The organism is Psychrobacter sp. MF31, assembly GCF_012847335.1.
GTDB lineage: Bacteria > Pseudomonadota > Gammaproteobacteria > Pseudomonadales > Moraxellaceae > Psychrobacter.
Map to the genome: position 1 here is coordinate 216,695 of NZ_JABBDX010000003.1, position 14,720 is coordinate 231,414.

Consider the following 14,720-nt stretch of genomic DNA (forward strand, 5'->3'; position numbering starts at 1 on the left):
AACTATTATAAGAATTCTTTGATTAATAACAAGTGTTTTATCGGTTATCAATAAAGCTTAATAGCAATGTAAGGAACATTCTCCTCACATTGCTTTACTCTTATAAGCTTGCAGTTACTGCTTACTCATCATCATCTTTTGAGTTAAATTTAGAGATGATGCTTTCTGAAACTGATTTTGGAATTTCCGCGTATTTTTGGAATTCCATTGAGTAGGTAGCGCGACCTTGCGACATTGAGCGCATTTGGGTGGCGTAACCGAACATTTCAGCTAACGGTACTTCAGCGCGGATTTGCTTGGTGCCACCAGGAAGGTCTTCCATACCTTGAACCATACCGCGGCGACGGTTTAAGTCACCCATGATATCGCCCATGTAGTCTTCAGGCGTTTCAACTTCAACCTTCATGATCGGTTCAAGAAGCGCAGGATCAGCGTTCATGAAACCTTTTTTGAAGGCAATTGAACCTGCCATTTTAAATGACAACTCATCCGAGTCAACGTCATGGTATGAACCATCATAAAGGGTCGCTTTAACGCCAACCACTGGATAGCCTGCAAGAACACCGTTTTTCATGCGCTCTTGGATACCTTTGTCAACTGCACCGTGGAATTCTTTTGGTACAGTACCACCAACCACTTCTTCAGCAAATTCGTATTCAACGTCGCCTGCCGGATCAAGCGGCTCAAGGCGTAACCAAACGTGACCAAATTTACCACGACCACCAGTTTGACGAACAAATTTACCTTCTTGCTCAATCACTTTACGGATGGTTTCACGGTAAGCAACCTGAGGCGCACCAATGTTCGCATCAACGTTAAATTCACGCTTCATACGATCAACCAAGATCTCAAGGTGCAATTCGCCCATACCGCTGATGATGGTTTGACCAGATTCTTCATCAGTGTGAACACGGAATGAAGGGTCTTCTTTTGCCAAACGACCAAGCGCAATTGACATTCTTTCTTGGTCAGCTTTGGTTTTTGGTTCAACTGCAAGGCTGATAACTGGATCTGGGAATTCCATACGCTCAAGGGTGATGATGTTGTTTTCATCACAAAGGGTATCCCCTGTGGTCACATCTTTCATGCCCACTAGCGCTGCGATATCACCTGAGCGAATTTCAGTCAATTCTTGCTGAGAGTCCGCGTGCATCTGAACGATACGACCAACACGCTCACGCTTCATTTTTACAGGGTTATAAACGCTGCTACCTTGAGTGATCACGCCTGAATAAACGCGAACGAAGGTCAAGCTTCCCACATACTTATCGTTCATGATTTTGAACGCAAGTGCTGAAAACGGTGCGTCATCAGAAGCTTCACGAGTCGCTTCTGTGCCCTCTTTGTCATCAAGAATACCTTTAATGGCAGGAACGTCTTGAGGAGCTGGCAAATAACGGATAACCGCGTCTAGCATTTTTTGAACGCCTTTGTTCTTAAACGCTGTTCCGCAAAGTACTGGAATGATTTCGTTATCAATGGTCAATTGACGAAGCGCCGTGTGAATTTGATCTTCGGTCAATTCACCATTTTCTAAGTAATCATTCATCAGCTCTTCTGAAGCTTCAGCCGCGTTTTCAACGAGCATTTCACGGTATTCTTCAGCTTTGTCTTGCAATTCAGCAGGAATGTCGCGCTCTTCAAACTGCATTCCTTGAGAAGCTTCATCCCAGTAGATGGCTTTCATGGTGATCAAATCAACCACGCCTTCAAAGTCATCTTCTTTACCAATAGGAATCACTAAAGGCACAGGTTTGCCGCCAAGACGGGCTTTGATTTGGTCAACAACGCGGTAAAAATCAGCACCGACGCGGTCCATTTTGTTAACGAACGCTAAACGAGGCACTTTATATTTGTTTGCTTGACGCCAAACAGTTTCAGACTGAGGCTGAACGCCACCTACCGCACAGTAAACCATGCAAGCGCCATCAAGAACTCGCATTGAACGCTCAACTTCAATGGTGAAGTCAACGTGACCTGGGGTGTCGATGATGTTAACGCGGTGCTCAGGAAACTGTTTTGACATTCCTGACCAAAAGCAAGTGGTCGCCGCTGAAGTAATGGTAATACCACGCTCTTGTTCTTGCTCCATCCAGTCCATGGTAGCCGCGCCGTCGTGGGTTTCACCAATTTTGTGACTGACTCCAGTATAGAACAAAATACGCTCAGTTGTGGTCGTCTTACCAGCGTCAATATGCGCTGAGATACCGATATTGCGATAGCGATTTAAGGGAGTTGTACGAGCCATAGTGTCTTCCTAAGGAAAATCGTGTATGTATGAATGTAGTGTCACTGTCTACCAAAGACTAAAACAGGCAAAAGCGCTGCTTCATGTTATTTATATGAATCATAAAAGCAATCATTCATATCTTGGCATCAAAATATGCGGCGGTTTTGGAATAAATTCAAGGAATTATCTTATTTTATTTGCTTGCCGCCAGCTTAACCCCAATTGTTAATAAACATTTAAGATTTAAAACCACGAACAAAATAAGACCGTGTTGAAACGGACTTCCGCTTTTAAGTCAACAATAACTGCTGCCATGAAAGCGGAAGACGATGAATCACAAAATATTGGTGACTCATTACGAGCAAATTAGAAGCGGTAATGCGAGAACGCTTTGTTCGCATCTGCCATACGGTGAACTTCGTCACGTTTTTTCATGGCGTTACCTTTACCTTCTGAAGCGTCACTCAATTCGCCCGCTAAGCGAAGCGCCATTGACTTTTCAGAACGCTTTGAGGCCGCTTCAGCAAGCCAGCGCATTGCCAAGGCCGTACGACGGGAGGGGCGTACTTCCATTGGCACTTGATAGGTAGCACCACCAACGCGGCGGGCTTTTACTTCAACCATTGGGCGAACGTTTTCAAGCACTTCTTCAAAAAAAGCAACCGGATCTTCGATGTTGCGTTTTTGGCTTACGGTATCTAAAGCACCGTAAACAATGCGCTCAGCGGTTGATTTTTTACCATCAATCATAACGTGGTTGATGAATTTAGCGATAGTTTTGCTACCAAACTTAGGATCAGGGAGGATCTCACGGGCAGCGACAACGCGACGTCTTGGCATACTAAATTTCCTTGTCTTCAGGAGCGTCTGACATTCACAGCATCACTTAAAATAACTGCTGTCAGTCAGCCTTACTGCATGATGCTAAAATAAAATCATGCAAAGTGAATAATTGGGTTAAAAGTCAACAAGCATTAAACCTGATTAAAAAAGATTAAGCTTTTGGCTTTTTCGCACCATATTTTGAACGACCTTGTTTACGGTCTTTAACGCCAGCACAGTCAAGTGCGCCGCGAACAGTGTGGTAACGAACACCTGGTAAGTCTTTAACACGACCACCACGGATGAGCACAACGCTATGCTCTTGTAAGTTATGACCTTCACCACCGATGTAGCTTGATACTTCATAGCCTGAAGTCAAACGAACACGGCAAACTTTACGCATGGCTGAGTTTGGCTTTTTAGGGGTGGTGGTGTAAACGCGGGTGCAAACACCGCGGCGTTGTGGGCACGCTTGCAACGCAGGAACTTTTGATTTTTCCTTGATGGTTTTGCGACCCTTACGAATCAATTGGTTAGTTGTTGCCATAAGGCATCCTTCTCCCGTTTAGTCTAAAACAAAAAAATGGTGCCAAAGCCGCAAGATTTACTTGCGCCGCCAGCGCCCATTTTTAGGACAGTATATTATAAAGATATGTTGCTGCTATTTCAACCACTTATCCACTATCTTGCAAGTTGGGTAATTCATGTGGCGTTGTAAAATGGCTAATAAAGCAAATAGTAGCAATTAATGAAAAGTCAACCACAAGCTGACTTCTTGAGCGTTATTATGGGGGTGCTATCCACCTTTTAAAGTCCGCCACAAAAAAAGGGACAATCTAAGTTATCCCTTTTTTGTACTTTATCTAATCAAGCATTTTTATAAAAAGGCTTATTTTACCGAAGTGCTCTCGCTATTTGCTTCCGCCTTTTTATTGTCTTGCTTAGCATTGGCAGCTTCGTCTTTGCTGTCAGAGTTGTCATTTTTGTCACTGCTCTTTTTGTTAGCATCTGACCTAGATTTATCACTTGCCGCTTTATCATCGCTATTTTTGCTATCTACTTTACTATCTTTCACTTCTTTTTTATCGTTAGCTTTGTCATTGCTTTCAGTCTTAGATTTCTCGTCTGTTTCAGATATTTTTTCTTCAGATGGTTTGTCGCTACTGTCTTTTTTATCTTGCTGATCTTTGACGCTATTTTTTAAGTCACTGATTGAGGCTTCACTTTTGCTGTCATCCGTGATGGCGGCGTGAGCAAGTTTAGGTTCAGGACCAAAAGTTGCTTGAGCGGTGCCAATGACTTCTTCAATCAAACGGCTGTTATAGCGCATTCCCACTAATACAGCGGTAAAGGGTAAAAATTTGCGAATCCAAGTTAAATTGATATTGTCTAAATCGATGCCTACTTGGCTTGCGATATTATCAATTTGTTCTGCGTAATAGTTAACGCTTTGATTTTTAAGCCCTAAGTTTTTAAGCTCATTATGAAGTCCTTGGCTTTGGGCATTATCAAGCAAGCCTTTACCCACACCAATACCCGCAAGAAGCGCTTGCTTTTCTTGCATCTTGCTCAAATCAGCGGCAGATAACAGCTCGTAAGCCATCTTAATGCCTTGCTTTCCGGTTAAGGGCTTATCATAAACGGCAGCAAGCTGATAAACAGTTCGTAAAGACACCAAAAGCAGCCATAACGTATCAGCAAGCAATCCTGGCAATCCGGCAAGTCCTGAAATGCCGCCTAAAGTTGCCAATGCTCGGTTTTGATTGGCAATGTCGGTGGCAAGCGCATGGCGCTCTTCTTCATCAAGTTTTGAAACGTCAGCAAAGCGGTGCTCGTTGGGCAAATCAAGTTGGCTCCAGCTTGATGCCAATTTGGCAACTTGCTCAAACGCGCCATCCAGCGCCGATTGCGACAATTTGTTTGGGACAATTTTTTTGGCAAATTTACCGTAAGTGGCAAAGCGTGTTCCTAAAAGCTGCTCAGTGGCTTTAATCGTTTGTTCGCGAAACTTGTCTTGTTGAAAGTCAGTATCGCCCAAATCAACCGCCTTAAACTGTCTTGGCTTGTCAGTTTTGGCGTTGACGGTGTCAATTAAGGCGCCCACGCGCTCAAGATTGTTTCGGGTAAAGTGCCCCACCAAACTTAACCCTTGTGACAAGGTGCTTTGCTTTGCCATGACCATATCCTTAATTAAAATTATCAAAATAGTTAATACGTAATAGTTAATCAATAATAATGCCTTTATTTTAATGACATCATTAAAGCGTTGTCAGTTCGAACAATGTTATGGAGATAGTGACATTTGTATCTAAAAATCTAGCGTTGACGCGCGGTTTGCGTGGTTTTATTAACCCTTTATTTATGATAATTATGAAGACCATGAATAATTATTTTGGATGATTTATCCACTCAAGTGGTTAATTTGCGGTATGATGAGGCAAGATTTTTACGTGATTTTTAGCACTCATAAATAAATAAAAGGAATGAATTATGCGCCGAGTCGTCATCACAGGAGCGGGAATTGTCTCTTGCATCGGTCAGGATTTAGAATCGGTATTGCAAGCACTGCAATTGGGTCAATCAGGAATTGTATTTAATGAAAGCTATGCCGAGCACGGCTTTAAGTCGCAGGTGAGCGGCAGTATTGATAAATCAAAACTTGACACGTCAAAGATTGACCGAAAGCTTAAGCGCTTTTTTAGTGACGCCAGCCTTTACGCTTATGTCAGCGCTTTGGCGGCGATTGAGCAATCAGGGCTAAGTCTTGACACCATTAACTGCAATCCGCGCGTGGCGTTGGTCGCAGGATCTGGCGGCGCGTCAACTTCTGATGTGACCAATGCCGTAGATGCGATGAAAGATAAAGGGCTTCGCGGTGTGGGCGCGATGGCAGTGCCAAAAACGATGAGCAGCTCGGTGTCAGCCGCGCTTGCCACAGGGCTTAAGATTCAAGGGATTTCGTATTCAATTTCGTCCGCTTGCGCCACCTCAACGCATTGCATTGGTCACGCCGCAGAGCTCATTCAGCTGGGTAAAGCCGATGTGGTGCTAGCTGGTGGCAGTGAAGCTGAGGACTGGACGCAGTCTTGTATGTTTGATGCCATGGGCGCGATGAGCACCCAGTACAACGACACACCAACCAAAGCGTCGCGACCTTATGACAAAGACCGCGATGGCTTTGTGATTGCAGGCGGCGGCGCGATGGTGGTGATCGAAAGCTTGGATCATGCCAAAGCTCGCGGCGCCAACATTTTAGCCGAAATCGTCGGTTACGGCGCAAGCTCGGATGGCGCTGAAATGGTTGCCCCAAGCGGTGAAGGCGCGGTTCGCTGTATGCAGCAAGCTTTAAGCCAAGCCGGACTTGACTCGGTTGATTATATTAACTCTCACGGCACCAGCACGCCGCTTGGCGACATTACCGAGCTTGGCGCGATTGCTAAAGTCTTTGGTGGTGATGCCAAAAACGTGCCGCCCATCAGCTCAACCAAATCAATGACGGGTCACAGTTTAGGCGCAGTCGGCGCTCAAGAGCTGATTTACTGCTTGCTTATGCTACAAAACGACTTTATCGCGCCGAACATCAATCTTGAAAACCTTGATGAGGATGCTCAAGACTTTGATATCGTTGCCGAAAAACGCGATGTTGAACTTGATAGCATCATGAGCAACAGCTTTGGCTTTGGCGGCACGAACGCGACTTTAATCATCAAAAAGTTTGCTGAATAACCTGTTAAAATTAAGTCTTTATGAACTGCTTTTTATGAATAAACCATTAAATTCAACCTCAGCTGCCACCTTGGCGGCTGATTTTTCATCGAAGTTTTGTTGGTCGTTTGGCAATTTAACGACAGCGGCACTGGTGACTCAGCTGCAAAAGTTTTTAAGCGCTCAAGATAGCCGCTTACCTTGGCAGATGCTTTGGCTGAATAATGATGGCGCGCCAGTGATTGGAATATTGCCAAAAGTGAGCTGGTCGCTATATTTTTCTAGCCAAAAAACTGGTGACGGCAAAGCACTTTATTATCTTAATACGATTTGCCGTGATAATTCGCCAACGCCTCAAACCTCACAAATAACTTATGAGGCTTGGCAGCAATTACTAATTGATTACGCGGATAAATTTAAACAACCAAATCAAGCTTATGAAATCAATAATAACTTAAAGTATCATCACGGCTTGATGGGATTTATTGGTTATGATATTGCCGCAAATGAACTTAGCCCAACTGCGCCTATTCAACAAGCCAAAAATCAACCTTGCGCGTTTTTAGGTCATTACGATATTTATCTTAAACCTTTGCAAAAAAATGATGAAAAGCTTTGGCAGTTAGTTATCCATCAGCCCAAATCTGAATGGTCAAAAGATTTTAATATTACCAAACTGATTGGCTATCTAAATGCTTTTAATGAGAAAATAGCATCAAATTTAACGACCACAAATCAACCGTTACCGCTAAATTTACAAGCAGCTTGGCAAATTGCCGATTATCAAATGGCGTTTAAACAAACGCAAGATTATTTGTTAAATGGCGATTGCTACCAAATCAATCTCACCCAAGCTTGGCAAAGTAAGCCGCTTTTTGAGTCTACGCCGTTGATTGATTATCTGCCGATGCTGGACGCTAAAACCCAAGCGCCTTTTGCCGGCTATTTAGCCCTGCCCTATTTTCAAAATGGTTCTTTAGAAAATCAGTATAAAAATAATTTGGGATTTGAGTTATTAAGCTGTTCCCCTGAATTGTTTTTTACCTTTAATCGAAATAATCATCACTTAACCATTACTACCAAACCCATTAAAGGCACTCAGCCACGCGGTCGGAATGCCGTTCAGGATGAGCAATTAAAGGCAAAGCTTCAAGACAGCGAAAAAGACCGCAGCGAAAATGTGATGATTGTCGATTTGCTGCGCAATGATTTGGGAAAATACGCGCAAATTGGCAGCGTAAAAGTGCCCAAACTGTTTGCCATTGAAAGCTTTAGCAACGTTCATCATCTGGTCAGCACCATCACCGCCACTTTAAAGTCGGACGTTCATCCGTTGAGCGTTTTGTTTGGCAGTTTGCCTGCAGGGTCAATCACCGGAACGCCCAAAAAACGCGCCGTTGAAATTATCTCAAGCCTTGAAAGTGAGGCTCGCGGGGCATATTGCGGAACGATGGGATTTATGAACTTTGATGGCAGCGGTCAATGGAACGTGTTGATTCGAACCTTACAAGCAAGCGTTAATAACGACGGTCAAAAACAAATCAGCGTTTGGGCAGGCGGTGGCATTACTGTGGCGTCAAATTGTGACGATGAATACCAAGAATGTTTGGACAAAGTTGGCAATGTACTTGCTGTGCTTAGCCAGTCAAACTAGTCTGCCAAGATAGTTTAAAGCGATGCCGTTTAAAATAATACTTTTATAAAAAAAGCTTACCGTCACAGTAAGCTTTTTTATTATCATTTGTAAAATTAAACCAATTCAGTTAACGCCTCAACCAATCGCTGATTTTGCTCGGCAGTTCCCACGGTAATTCGTAAATAATCCTCAATTCGCGGCTGCTTAAAATGGCGAACGATGATGCCTTGATCGCGAAGCCTTGAAGCCACCTCTAGGGCTGACATCTTATTTGGTTTGGCAAACACAAAGTTTGCTTGCGACGGTAAAACTTCAAAGCCAAGCGAAGTTAAATTACGCGTTAACGCTTCGCGAAGCTCAATCACTTGGCTGCAAATATTCTCAAAATAATCACGATCAAGAACGCTTGCCGTTGCCCCAGCTTGCGCTAGTTTATCGAGCGGATAGCTATTAAAGCTGTTTTTCATTCGGGTGAGCGCTTCAATTAACGACGGATTACCAAACGCCATACCAACGCGAAGTCCTGCAAGCGATCGCGATTTTGAAAACGTTTGCGTGACTAAAATATTATCAAATTCGTTAATCAAGCTGACCGCTGATACCGCATGATCGCCATCTTGAGCAAAATCGATATAAGCTTCATCAATGACAATGACGCTATTCGGGTGCTGACGGGCAAGCTTTTGGATTGCTGATAATGGCATGAGCATTCCGGTTGGGGCGTTCGGATTGGCAATAATAATACCGCCGCAAGGCTGCTGATAGTCGTCAGGATTGATGCTAAAGTCATCGCTTAACGCAATTTGCTGCAACTCCACGCCAAATGTTTGCGCATAAACCGGATAAAAGCTATAGCTGATATCAGGAGCTAATAGTGGCAACTCCTTTAAAAAGAAGCTGGCAAATACCAATGCTAATACTTCATCAGAGCCATTTCCCACAAAGACTTGGTTGCGGTTTAAATGATAAAAGTCAGCCAACGCTTGACGAAGCTCGTCCGATTCCGGTGCCGGATACAGCTTTAACAAATCGGCTTGGTGGTTAATCACCGAGCTAATCGCCTCGCTCACCTTTGGTGAAGGCGGAAATGGATTTTCATTAGTATTGAGTTTGCACAAATTGTCGTGTTTTGGCTGCTCACCGGGGATATAAGGCGACAGCGTTTGCGCTTTTTTTGACCAAAGTCTCGTATCAATGCCGGAAGTGTTCATGAGGTGTCCTAATAAAAGCCCAAGTTTGGCGTCTTTTTAATCTTGATAGCGGTAGCGCGCTGATCTGGCGTGAGCGTCCAAGTCTTCATTTTGGGCTAAAACATCCGCTGTTTTTGCTAACGGTTTGCAGCCGGATTGACTGCAATAAATCAGCGAGGATTTTTTCTGAAAATCATAAACGCCAAGCGGTGAAGAAAAGCGCGCTGTTCCTGAGGTTGGCAACACGTGATTAGGTCCTGCGCAGTAATCACCAATAGCTTCAGGGGTGTGCCGTCCCATAAAAATCGCGCCAGCGTGACGAATATCATCAATCAGGCTATTTGGGTCATCAACGGACAATTCTAAATGCTCAGGGGCAACTTGGTTAATCACGCGAAGTCCCTCAGCGCGATCTTTAACTAAAATAAGTGCACCCCGATTTTGCAACGCATCACGGGCGATGTCTGACTTTGGCAACTCGTTTAATGCTTTTTCAATTTCGATTTCAACGTTTTTTAATTGCTCGGCGCTTGTGGTCACAAAAATGGCTTGCGCCACGCGGTCATGCTCAGCTTGGGAAAGTAAATCCATCGCCAGCCAGTCGGCGCGATCTGCTGGTTCACCTTCAGCGTAAACCAAAACTTCTGAAGGTCCTGCAATCATATCGATGCCCACTTGACCAAAAACGGCGCGTTTGGCAGCCGCAACAAATTTGTTGCCAGGACCAGTGATTTTATCCACTTGCGGGATGGTTTTGGTGCCGTAAGCTAAGGCAGCAACGGCTTGAGCGCCGCCAATGGTGATAACGCGATCAACGCCTGATAAGTGAGCGGCAGCTAAAACGAGTGGATTTAACACGCCTTTTGGGGCAGGAACGACCATGATAATTTCTTTGACGCCTGCGACCTTTGCTGGAATCGCGTTCATGAGCACGGACGATGGATAAGATGCCAAGCCGCCCGGAACATAAATACCAACCCGATCAAGCGGGGTGACTTTTTGACCTAAGATATTGCCAAGATCATCTTCATATTGCCAAGACGACTGAGCTTGACGTTCGTGAAACTGCTTAACGCGATCGGCAGCGGTGGTTAATGCCGATTTTACCTCGCTATCTAAACCATCAAACGCCGCTTTAAGCTTGTCTTTTGCAATGTCCAAATCACTGATGGTTTTAGCAGGATGCTCATCAAATTTTTGCGTCAACTCAAGCACTTTGTCATCGCCATGATGGCGAACTTGCGCAATGATATCGTCAACGACACTTAATAGTTCGGCGTCATTGACCGTCTCAAAAGCAAGCAGCTGGCTTAATTGCTGCTCAAAATCGGCATCTTGGGAGTTGAGCTTACGCATGAATCATCCTTTGTTATAAACAGTTCAAGGAGGTAAAAAAGTCACGTTGATTGAGTTTAGCACAACTAAAAAACTTTACTGCTACGCTTAGCATTCATTTTTTAAAATGAAGTTTTTTAAATTTCTTCAATTTTTTATAGCGTTATCGGCAATACTGACTTTAAAGCTGTCTAAAATCGGCTCAAGTAAGGCAAATTTGCGCTTAAAGCTGACCTGATTGACAATGAGCCTTGAGGAGATGTCGCAAATGTGCTCAAGCGGCTCCAAGCCATTGGCGCGCAAAGTATTTCCGGTATCTACCACATCGACGATCAAATCACCAAGACCGACGAGTGGCGCAAGCTCCATTGAGCCATAAAGCTTAATGATATCGACCTGCTGAGCTTGACTGGCAAAATAAGCTCGGGCAACGTTGACGTATTTAGTAGCAACGCGAAGTCGGCGCTTGGGCAAAACGGCGTCTTTGATTCCTGCGGTCATCAATTTGCACTGGGCAATTTGCAAATCAAGCAATTCGTAAACATGGCTTGCCCCATGCTCAAGCAAGACATCTTTTCCGGCAACGCCAAAATCCGCCGCGCCGTGCTCAACGTAAGTCGGAACATCACTTGCCCGCAAGATAAGCACGCGAACGTTTGGGTTGGTTGTTGGAAAAATGAGCTTTCGCGAGGCTGCGGGGTCTTCTAACAGCTCAATTCCCGCAGCTTTTAATAACGGCATGGTTTCATCTAAAATGCGACCTTTAGACAGCGCGAGCGTTAAACCGTCAAATTGCGAATCGGCGGCGTTATCGACAGGGGCAGGTTGCAGCGTTGGCGTCTGGGTCATCATAAAATCCATGTCACGGGGTGGTTCGTGAAAAAGTTAGCAAAAAAATAAGCATTCAGCCAAGCAGTTAACTCTTGGCTGATGGGTGGTTAAACGTCTTTTGAATTGATGCGCTCAATGGTCACCCCAAGCGCTCGCAGTTTGTTTTCAACGTCTTCATAACCGCGATCGATATGATAAATGCGATCAATCAGGCTTTCGCCTTCCGCTGCGGCGGCTGCCATGACAAGCGACATTGAAGCGCGCAAATCCGTTGCCATCACAGGCGCTGCGGTAAATTGCTCAATACCGGTGACTACTGCGGTATGACCATCAATCTTAATATCCGCGCCCAAACGCTTTAGCTCTGGCACGTGCATATAGCGATTTTCAAAGATATTTTCGATGATGGTGCTCGTACCATCTGCCAAGCAGCAAACCGCCATCAACTGAGCTTGCATGTCCGTTGGAAATCCTGGATGCGGCTGAGTTCGGATATCGACAGGTTTTGGTCGAGCGGTCATTTGCGCGCGAATCCAATCATCGCCAGTAGTAATGGTGGCGCCCATCGCTTCAAATTTTTCAAGAACAGGAATTAAGAGTTCCGCTTTAGTATTTTTGGTCAGAACATCGCCGCGCGTCATTAAAGCGCCTGCCAAATAAGAACCGGTTTCGATACGATCAGGAACGACAGAATACTCACAGCCGTAAAGCTCATCAACGCCTTCGATGGTCATGGTTGCTGTGCCAATTCCGCTAATGCGCGCGCCCATTTTAACGAGCATATTTGCCAAATCAACCACTTCAGGCTCTAAAGCACAGTTACCAAGAACGGTCGTGCCTTTTGCCAGTGCTGCCGCCATAATCACGTTTTCGGTACCGCCAACGGTGACCATATCAAACGAAAAATTGCAACCAATCAATTTGCCGCCTTTTGGCGCTTGCGCTTTTACGTAGCCATTTTCAACCACAATGGTCGCGCCCATGGCTTCAAACGCTTTTAAATGCTGATCGACGGGTCGCGAACCAATTGCGCAGCCGCCTGGTAAGGACACTTCAGCTTCGCCAAATCGGGCAAGCAAGGGTCCTAGCACCAAAATAGAGGCGCGCATGGTTTTGACCAAATCATAAGGCGCGTAAAAGCTGTTTATATTCTTGGTGTCACAAGTGACCACTGAACCATCTTTTTGAATGTCAATGCCCATGCCAGCGATAAGCTTAACCAGCGTTTGAACATCTTGCAAAGACGGCACATTTTGTAGCGTAATGGGCGTTTTGGCAAGAATCATCGCAGCAAGCAATGGCAACGCGGCATTTTTCGCCCCTGAAATGGTAACTTCCCCAGCAATGCGGCTGCTACCGGTGATTAAAAATTGATCCATAAAGTGTGACAACCTAGCTTAAAAATTGGGCGAAAAAAAGGGCGGAAAATATCCCCGAACAACCATAAAAAATCACAGCTTAGCGCGGCTTTTGAGTTTCCCACTCCGCAGGCGTTAACGCTTGAATATTAAGCGCATGAATATCACCGCTGGCGATTTTGTCATTGACCAGCGCATAAATTACTTGTTGGCGGGCGACTAAGCGCTTACCTTCAAAGCTTGCATCGACCACGCGAACGTCAAACTTATTGCCTTGGTTGGCAGCTTGAATAAAAGCGTCTGGAAAATGCTGCTGCAAAAACGCAATCAAATCATCAGCGTTCATAAATTATCCTATCAAAAATAAGGGCTGAGCCGAACCTTAGCCATAAACTGAAGCAAGGCGTGACGGCTTGGCATAAAATAGCGCCATTATAGCAAGATTGATGCCTTTTCAGTAGGTCAATCTTGCTCATAACTTGGCAATTTTTACAACGTTGCTGCCAAATAATCAAGAACTTGAGCGCGAACGTTATTGAGCCATTGAAGCGGCGTTGCCATCGCACCGATGCTCGTGGCATGACTTGCGCCTTTGATTTCGCCTGTTATCACCTGAGCGCCATGAGCTTTGAGCGCTTCGGTCATAATTAGGGTATTTGAATCGTGAACCACGGTATCTTTTTCAGCGGTTAATAATAAATACGCGGGCTGATCCCCTTTAATCAAATGATTGGGCATAATTTTATTGGGATCAGCGTCCTTAGGAAACGCATCGCTACTGCCATAACGACGAAAATCGTAACTGTAAGGTCCTGCAATGCCAATGACCGCTTTGATGTCGCTAGGTTTCATGCCAAATGGCGCTAAAAAATCAGCGTTAGACACCGCGGCCATCATATTAAACGCGCCCGCTGAGTGCCCCATCACCGCCATTTTGTTAGGATTGGCAAAAAAGCTTGGGGCGTTATGATAGCTCCAAGCAATGGCTTTTGCCGTATCGTTCACATAATCAGGATAAACGTGCTCAGGCGCTTTTCTATAATTGATGACCGCCGTGACATAACCGGCTTTGGCAAGGCTTTGACCCACAAACGCATAATCGTCTTTACTGCCATTTTTCCAAGAGCCACCGTGAACAAAGATCACCAAAGGGTACGTGGTGGTTATTGCCGATTGGTGGTTGAGCTGATCGGTCAATGGTTTTGGAAAATATAAGTCCAAATCTTGCAGCGGCTCATCCCCATACAGGATGTCCTTTTGAACGCTAACGCCGCCTGACGAGCTGATGCGATTGACTGCATTTAGCGCCGAAAACGCTTTGGCTTCTTGCGTAACCCATGTCGTCATGCCAACCAACACTGCCATGGCAATTCCAAATCGCGCCGCCTTACTTAGGGCTGATCCTTGTTGCGGAAGCGTTTGTTTTAGCTCAGAAATCAGGTCACGATCTGAATACTCTGCCCAAGTGGTGATATTCCGCTCAGCGCTGCTAATTTTTGTCTTTTCCATGACGATCCGCCTTGTTATTCGCTGTTTTAGCACTCTATTGTAAAACGAGCGTCAGCAATTTCTAGGCAAATCGTGTTATGGTTTTTTAGGCAATCTTTATCGCG

At 44.9% G+C, this 14,720-nt stretch carries 12 protein-coding genes; 2 read left to right on the top strand and 10 right to left on the bottom strand.

Going from position 1 to position 14,720, the window contains the following annotated elements:
- Window positions 1-121 precede the first annotated feature (121 nt).
- The 4 genes from fusA to HF322_RS05995 form a co-directional block, all read right to left on the bottom strand.
- Window positions 122-2,248, bottom strand: coding sequence for an elongation factor G (gene fusA / locus HF322_RS05980; RefSeq protein ID WP_169392493.1), 2,127 nt, complete (start codon window positions 2,246-2,248; stop codon window positions 122-124).
- Between the two features lie 348 nt (window positions 2,249-2,596).
- Window positions 2,597-3,070, bottom strand: coding sequence for a 30S ribosomal protein S7 (gene rpsG / locus HF322_RS05985; protein WP_169392494.1), 474 nt, complete (start codon window positions 3,068-3,070; stop codon window positions 2,597-2,599).
- Window positions 3,071-3,224: 154 nt separating this feature from the next.
- Window positions 3,225-3,599, bottom strand: a complete 375-nt coding sequence (gene rpsL / locus HF322_RS05990) for a 30S ribosomal protein S12 (protein WP_025646352.1) — start codon at window positions 3,597-3,599, stop codon at window positions 3,225-3,227.
- A gap of 342 nt (window positions 3,600-3,941) precedes the next feature.
- Window positions 3,942-5,228 (bottom strand): EcsC family protein, encoded by a 1,287-nt coding sequence (locus HF322_RS05995; protein WP_169392495.1) that lies wholly within the window; start codon window positions 5,226-5,228, stop codon window positions 3,942-3,944.
- Window positions 5,229-5,542: 314 nt separating this feature from the next.
- Here HF322_RS05995 and HF322_RS06000 point away from each other — a divergent pair, with 314 nt between their 5' ends.
- Both HF322_RS06000 and HF322_RS06005 read left to right on the top strand, forming a co-directional pair.
- Window positions 5,543-6,778 (top strand): beta-ketoacyl-ACP synthase II, encoded by a 1,236-nt coding sequence (locus HF322_RS06000; RefSeq protein WP_169392496.1) that lies wholly within the window; start codon window positions 5,543-5,545, stop codon window positions 6,776-6,778.
- Window positions 6,779-6,812: 34 nt separating this feature from the next.
- Window positions 6,813-8,411, top strand: a complete 1,599-nt coding sequence (locus HF322_RS06005; protein ID WP_169392497.1) for an anthranilate synthase component I family protein — start codon at window positions 6,813-6,815, stop codon at window positions 8,409-8,411.
- Between the two features lie 95 nt (window positions 8,412-8,506).
- Here the strand turns inward: HF322_RS06005 and hisC are convergent, their stop codons facing one another.
- The 6 genes from hisC to HF322_RS06035 form a co-directional block, all read right to left on the bottom strand.
- Window positions 8,507-9,604, bottom strand: a complete 1,098-nt coding sequence (hisC, locus tag HF322_RS06010; RefSeq protein ID WP_169392498.1) for a histidinol-phosphate transaminase — start codon at window positions 9,602-9,604, stop codon at window positions 8,507-8,509.
- Window positions 9,605-9,640: 36 nt separating this feature from the next.
- Window positions 9,641-10,939: a histidinol dehydrogenase gene (gene hisD / locus HF322_RS06015; protein ID WP_169392499.1), complete on the bottom strand. Its 1,299-nt coding sequence runs from the start codon at window positions 10,937-10,939 to the stop codon at window positions 9,641-9,643.
- Between the two features lie 126 nt (window positions 10,940-11,065).
- Window positions 11,066-11,767 (bottom strand): ATP phosphoribosyltransferase, encoded by a 702-nt coding sequence (hisG, locus tag HF322_RS06020; RefSeq protein WP_169392500.1) that lies wholly within the window; start codon window positions 11,765-11,767, stop codon window positions 11,066-11,068.
- An 89-nt stretch (window positions 11,768-11,856) separates the two neighbouring features.
- Window positions 11,857-13,128, bottom strand: a complete 1,272-nt coding sequence (gene murA, locus HF322_RS06025) for a UDP-N-acetylglucosamine 1-carboxyvinyltransferase (RefSeq protein WP_169392501.1) — start codon at window positions 13,126-13,128, stop codon at window positions 11,857-11,859.
- A gap of 79 nt (window positions 13,129-13,207) precedes the next feature.
- Window positions 13,208-13,453, bottom strand: a complete 246-nt coding sequence (locus HF322_RS06030; RefSeq protein WP_169392502.1) for a BolA family protein — start codon at window positions 13,451-13,453, stop codon at window positions 13,208-13,210.
- A gap of 143 nt (window positions 13,454-13,596) precedes the next feature.
- A complete protein-coding gene (locus HF322_RS06035; protein ID WP_169392503.1) occupies window positions 13,597-14,616 on the bottom strand; it encodes an alpha/beta hydrolase in 1,020 nt (339 codons plus the stop codon).
- Window positions 14,617-14,720 lie beyond the last annotated feature (104 nt).

Bases quoted from the DNA above. Each gene is read 5' to 3' on its own strand.
- fusA (WP_169392493.1), bottom strand. From the start codon at position 2,248: ATGGCTCGTACAACTCCCTTAAATCGCTATCGCAATATCGGTATCTCA.
- rpsG (WP_169392494.1), bottom strand. From the start codon at position 3,070: ATGCCAAGACGTCGCGTTGTCGCTGCCCGTGAGATCCTCCCTGATCCT.
- rpsL (WP_025646352.1), bottom strand. From the start codon at position 3,599: ATGGCAACAACTAACCAATTGATTCGTAAGGGTCGCAAAACCATCAAG.
- HF322_RS05995 (WP_169392495.1), bottom strand. From the start codon at position 5,228: ATGGCAAAGCAAAGCACCTTGTCACAAGGGTTAAGTTTGGTGGGGCAC.
- HF322_RS06000 (WP_169392496.1), top strand. From the start codon at position 5,543: ATGCGCCGAGTCGTCATCACAGGAGCGGGAATTGTCTCTTGCATCGGT.
- HF322_RS06005 (WP_169392497.1), top strand. From the start codon at position 6,813: ATGAATAAACCATTAAATTCAACCTCAGCTGCCACCTTGGCGGCTGAT.
- hisC (WP_169392498.1), bottom strand. From the start codon at position 9,604: ATGAACACTTCCGGCATTGATACGAGACTTTGGTCAAAAAAAGCGCAA.
- hisD (WP_169392499.1), bottom strand. From the start codon at position 10,939: ATGCGTAAGCTCAACTCCCAAGATGCCGATTTTGAGCAGCAATTAAGC.
- hisG (WP_169392500.1), bottom strand. From the start codon at position 11,767: ATGACCCAGACGCCAACGCTGCAACCTGCCCCTGTCGATAACGCCGCC.
- murA (WP_169392501.1), bottom strand. From the start codon at position 13,128: ATGGATCAATTTTTAATCACCGGTAGCAGCCGCATTGCTGGGGAAGTT.
- HF322_RS06030 (WP_169392502.1), bottom strand. From the start codon at position 13,453: ATGAACGCTGATGATTTGATTGCGTTTTTGCAGCAGCATTTTCCAGAC.
- HF322_RS06035 (WP_169392503.1), bottom strand. From the start codon at position 14,616: ATGGAAAAGACAAAAATTAGCAGCGCTGAGCGGAATATCACCACTTGG.